This window comes from Micromonospora sp. WMMD736 (assembly GCF_049179015.1).
GTDB lineage: Bacteria > Actinomycetota > Actinomycetes > Mycobacteriales > Micromonosporaceae > Micromonospora.
The window spans coordinates 1-5374 of sequence record NZ_JBMHMI010000167.1; the positions used below are offsets into that span (position 1 = coordinate 1).

The following is a 5374-nucleotide window of genomic DNA, read 5'->3' on the forward strand; positions in this document are numbered from 1 at the left end:
CGCCGATGACGACGTCCTACGGGAGGGGTTCGGTGGATGCGACGGGGCGTTCGTCAACATCGACGGGTTCAACACCGGTGAGAAGACCGAAACCTACTGGGCCATCCGCAGCTATGAGATCGCCCTCGAAGAGGGCATCAAGTTCTTCGTCTACGGAAACCTCGACTACGCACTGAAGAAATCGGGCTACGACTCCAAGTTCCGCACCGGCCACTATGACGGCAAAGGCCGGATGGCCGAATGGATCCTGTCGCAGAACCAGGCCAACGGAGACAGAATGGGTGCCGCGATCTTCACCACGGGCCCCTACATCGAAATGACCGTATCACCGAGGACTCCCATGACGCCGACCATCGAGGACGGCGTGGTCACCTGGCGAGTGCCCCTCGGCAATGGGGCCGTCCCCCACGTGGCGCTCGACGATTGCGGTTACTACGTTCGCTGGCTGTTCGACCATCCTCGCCTGGCCAACGGCATGAATCTGGAAACCGCGATCGGCGATGTCAGCTACACCGACCTGGCAGCGGCGTTCGAGAAGGTGACCGGACACCGCGCCCAGTACATCGACACCACTCTCGAGGAGTATTGGAACGGCCCACTCAGCAGGGTCGCGGATCTGCCGGCTGGATACAACGCAGACCCAAACGACAAGAGCACCATGAGCTTTCGGGACAACTTCACCGGATTCTGGAATATGTGGAAAGCCCGATTCATCACCCGCGACTATGCCCTGCTCGATGAGATCCACCCCGACAGGGTCAAAACCGCCGAGGAATGGTTCAGACGAGAAGACAAGCTCGGACGAGAACTCGGCAAGGGCAGTCTGTGGGAACGTATACAGCCGGAGAATTGGACTGCTGATTCTCCCATCCTCAAGGACAGTGCGGATTTGAGGAGCGGCAAGCTGTAATCTCAGCAGCAGCGCCGCGCGCCCCGCGCCGGCAGCCGGCTAAGTGGAACGACTCGACGTGACGACCGATTGATCCCAGTCATTGGCGCACTCGTCCTAGTGTTCATGCAACACGGCGCCCTACGCTGGAAGCGATTCACCGTCTCGGTTGAAAAGTGAAGTCGCGCCGTGGGCAGGCACTGGTTGGTGTCGGCACGCACGGCGATTCGAGCACTCAGGAGCACTGTGACCTTTCCATATCTACCGTGGACTCCTGACAGGGATCGGTCGGCGCCGGCGCTGCGCGATGACGCGGTCGCATTGAACTATGGCGAACTTGACGATTGGACGGCCGCAGTTGCAGGCCAACTGGCCGCGCAGGGCTTCGGTGAAGGAAGCGTCCTGGCGGTGATGCTGCCCAACCGCGTTGAGCTGGTGGTGGCGATGCTGGCCGCGTGGCGGTTGGGTGGCATCGCCACTCCGGTCAATTCGGCGTTCACCGCCGCCGAAGCGCAGTACCAAATCAACGACTGCGACGCGCATCTCGTGATCAACGAGTCGCCGGAGGCACCTAGCGCCGGCCGCCCCACCATTCACGTCGACGAACTCGCCAGCCCAGGGCCTGGCCCCCAGCCCGTCGAACTGGCCAAAGACCATGTGGCATTGCTGATCTACACCAGCGGATCAACCGGTAAACCAAAGGGCGTGATGCTCGATCACGCCAACATCGACGCGATGACAACCGCTTTTGTCGAACACATGGAACTCACACCACAGGACCACAGCTTGTTGATCCTGCCGCTGTTCCACGTCAACGCGCTGATGCTCAGCACTTTCACACCGTTTCGCGTCGGCGCTCAGACGAGCATCGTAGGCAAGTTCTCGGTAAGCCGATTCTTCGAGCAAGTAGAGAAACTGCGGCCCACATACTTCTCCACAGTGCCGTCCATTCTTTCCATGCTCGTCGCGCTGCCAGACGACGTCCGACCGGACACTTCGTCTCTGCGCTTCGCGGCATGTGGCGCGGCTCCGCTGTCCCAGGAATTGATGACGGCCGCGCAGGAACGCTTCGGGATGGTCATCGTCGAGGGTTACGGCCTGACCGAAGCCACCTGCGCCTCGACCGTGAACCCGATTCACGGTCCCAGAAAGCTCGGCACGGTAGGGCCAGCCATACGCGGTCAGCAGGTCGAAATCATTTCTCCGACAGGAGAGTTCTTGCCCCGAGGCGAACGCGGTGAGGTTGTCATCACCGGTCCCGCCCTGATGCGCGGATATCTCGGCCGCCCCGAAGCCACTGCCGAGACCATCGTAGACGGCTGGCTACGCACCGGAGATGTCGGAATCCTCGACGACGACGGGTATCTACGCATCGTCGGGCGGATCAAGGACATGATCATCCGCGGCGGGGAGAACATCTACCCCAAGGAGATCGAATCGGTATTGACGGCATTCGACGGTGTGCTCGATGCCGCAGTCGTCGGACGTCCCCACGAGGTACTCGGCGAGGTGCCGGTGGCCTATGTACAGGTCTATCCCGGAGTTGCGTTCGATGTAGACGACCTCGCTGCTCACTGCCGCCGCAACCTGGCGAAAGTCAAAGTGCCTGAGGCCATCACACTTACTGACGAGCTTCCCAAGAACCCGGTTGGAAAACCCGACAAACCCACGCTGCGCCGGATGGCCGCTGACACCGTCGCCGCGACCACGGCGACCTGACGCTCCCGCCACTTTAGGCCCGCGGCGTCACCAGCGGTCTTGCTGATCCATGTGAGCGCTAGACATCACTTGATAGCGATCTACAACGACGTCGTCGGCAGGCCCAGCGTGACTGCGACGGAGACCGTCGAGCAGATTCTCGACCTGTCGCAGTTGCGATGAAGGCTTCCGGGCTTGTACGCGTCGACCAGCGACATCGGAACGACGAATGTACCCCGGCGGGATGGGAAGCGCGGGACCCGGCCCCCCGAACGGGAGGCTCGGCGTCCCAGTCCCAACGAACTCGCTAGATGCGGCGCATAAGGTTGAGCAGGATGTCAGCGACCTTGCCGTAAGGGGGGTAGAGCATCTGGCCGCCTGTGCGTCCGAAGATAGCTCTCTGGTACATGACTGGACGCAGATGCGACATGGTGTCGAATCCTTCGCGCCCATGGTAGGCGCCGTATCCCGATCCTCCGCGGCCGCCAAAGGGCAGGTCATTTTGCAGGTAACCGACCATCAGGTCGTTGACCACCGCGCTGCCGCTGGCGATGCGAGTCAGCCACCGCTGCTGTCGTTGCTTTCCGTTGCTCATCAGGTATAGCGCCAACGGCGTTGACCGCGAGTTCACGAAGTTAATTGCGTCGTGGTCGGAGTCATAGCCGATGATCGGCAGGACAGGCCCGAAGATCTCGTCCTCCATCACCGTTGAGTCAGCCGGCGGATTGAGGACCATGGTCAGCGGAAGCTGCCGGCTCTCTCTGCCCAACTCAGGATCCTCGGCATTGATCAATTCCAGATCCGAGGCCTGGGCTTCGGTGATGTAGGCCTGGATCCGATCATAGTGGCGTTGATTGAGAATTGCTGTGTAGTCGGGATTTCCAGCGGCCTGCGGGTAGAGGGCGCGAGCCGCCTGCCGCGCGGCGATCGCGAACTCCTTTTCCCGACCTCTGGGCACCAAGGCGTAGTCGGGAGAGACGCAGACCTGACCGCCGTTGTAGAGCTTCGCCCACGCTACCGTGGCTGCGGCTGACCCGATGTCGTAGTTTTCGTCCACGATCACCGGGCTCTTGCCACCGAGTTCGAGCGTCACCGGTGTGAGGTTGTCGGCGGCGGCTTTGGCGACGAGCTTTCCGACCTGGGTGGAGCCGGTGAAGATGAGGTGGTCGAACGGCAGCTTTGTGAACGCCGAGGCCACTTCGCCGCCACCATCGCTGACATAGAACTGATCAGGGCTGAAGTTCTCCTGGATGAGCCGCTTGAGTACCGCCGACGTGTGTGGGGTGAACTCACTGACTTTCAGCATCACGCGGTTTCCTGCGGCGAGCGCCGTGGCCGCAGGAATCAATGCCAGGTGTAGCGGAAAGTTCCACGGTGAGACGACACCCACAACTCCGAGGGGACTCGGTTCGACACGGTTCTTGGCCGGCCTGTACCACACCGACACCGCACGCCGGCGCGGAGCCATCCACGACCGAAGATGGCGCCGCATGTAGCGGATGATGCTTATGGTCCCCACGACTTCGGACATCTCTGTCTCGAACGTCGCCCTGACGCCGAAATCGGCGTTGGCGGCCTCAACGAGAATCAGCCGATTCCGTTCGATGAGCCGCTGCAGCTTGAGCAAAGCCGCCCTGCGCTCATGTAGTGCTGGAGCGCGATTACGGTCGAACACCGCGCGCTGCTGTGCGAATACCTCAGCGAGCTCCGCACTCGCGGTCGTCGATTGCGTTGCCCCGCTCGGCAACGTCTTCGCGGTAGAGACGCGCGGCTTGGGCGCGGAGTTGGTGCCGTTTTCGGTGGTAGTCATTGTTATCCTTTTCTATCGGTTGAGATGTACGGGTCGAGGCCGGGGCAGCAGAAGTGCTGTCAGGCGGCGCTGCGCCAGTTGGCTCTGGCGTTGATGGTGTAGGGGTATATCGAAACGACCTCTGGGGCTGTGCGAATGAGGATGTCCCACCCCAACGCCATCTTGTTTCTTTGGAGATTGAAGATTCGGCGGTCACGCGTGATCTGACGTACCGCGCGGCGGGCCGCGAGATCGGGATCGGCGCCCCTGATCACCGCCTCGGCGGCGGCCACTGCCGCCGCTGCACCCGAGGTCATCCCATCGGAGAAGGTCGCCGAAACCCCTTGGTGCGAGATCAGTTGCAGTTCCAACGTGCCCGGGGGTGACTGAGGTGCCTTCCAGGGCGAGCCCGGAATGAACCCCGAAAACAGCGTCTCCCCCGGGTCATCAACGTCCATACCCAGCGCATCGGCGATTCCATAGAGTTCATCGGTCATGGTGTCGATCTCGCGCTGCTTGTCGTATCCGGCCCGCTGGGACACTTCGCCGACCATGATCCCGTAGAACGTCGATCGCGGTGACAACGGATCTCCATATGGGTTGAACAGCCCGACCACGACCCGGCCGGCGCGGCGAACACCGGTGAACAGCGCAGCATTGCTCGTGATGTGCCGAAAACCACTGGGCCGCACTATCAATGGCGCCTGAACTGCGATCGTGGCCCAATCGACGTGGGGCGCTTGGCCACGCAGCAGGGCGGTGTTGTGGCTGGCATTCACAATCAGCGGCCGCTTGCCCGGCGCCACAGCGTAAGCCTCATCCAACGAGTTGACTGGCTCGGGCACCTCGATCACACTCGCGCGGTCCATCAATTCGTATATCGCAGCCTGCGCACGGCTATTGCGCACACCGTAGAACAACGGATGCGGAGTCCCTGGATAGCCGCCCATAGTGGGATACGCGCGGCTGAGTTCGAAGGCCCCGCTCCGGCCTTTCTT

At 61.8% G+C, this 5374-nt stretch carries 4 protein-coding genes; 2 read left to right on the forward strand and 2 right to left on the reverse strand.

The genetic code is table 11. From position 1 onward, the window contains the following. Positions 1–910, forward strand: a 910-nt coding sequence (locus ACN269_RS35140; protein WP_421477717.1) for an NmrA family NAD(P)-binding protein, incomplete at its 5' end; no start/stop codon positions are given. A 225-nt stretch (positions 911–1135) separates the two neighbouring features. After that, positions 1136–2608, forward strand: a complete 1473-nt coding sequence (locus ACN269_RS35145; RefSeq protein WP_421477719.1) for a class I adenylate-forming enzyme family protein — start codon at positions 1136–1138, stop codon at positions 2606–2608. Positions 2609–2894: 286 nt separating this feature from the next. Here ACN269_RS35145 and ACN269_RS35150 read toward each other — a convergent pair whose 3' ends face one another. Further along, positions 2895–4397 carry an aldehyde dehydrogenase family protein gene (locus ACN269_RS35150; protein ID WP_421477721.1) on the reverse strand — a complete coding sequence of 501 codons (1503 nt, stop codon included), beginning with the start codon at positions 4395–4397 and terminating at the stop codon, positions 2895–2897. A gap of 59 nt (positions 4398–4456) precedes the next feature. Further along, positions 4457–5374: hypothetical protein (locus tag ACN269_RS35155; protein ID WP_421477723.1), on the reverse strand; the 918-nt coding region annotated here is incomplete at its 5' end.

Bases quoted from the DNA above. Each gene is read 5' to 3' on its own strand.
- ACN269_RS35150 (WP_421477721.1), bottom strand. From the start codon at position 4,397: ATGACTACCACCGAAAACGGCACCAACTCCGCGCCCAAGCCGCGCGTC.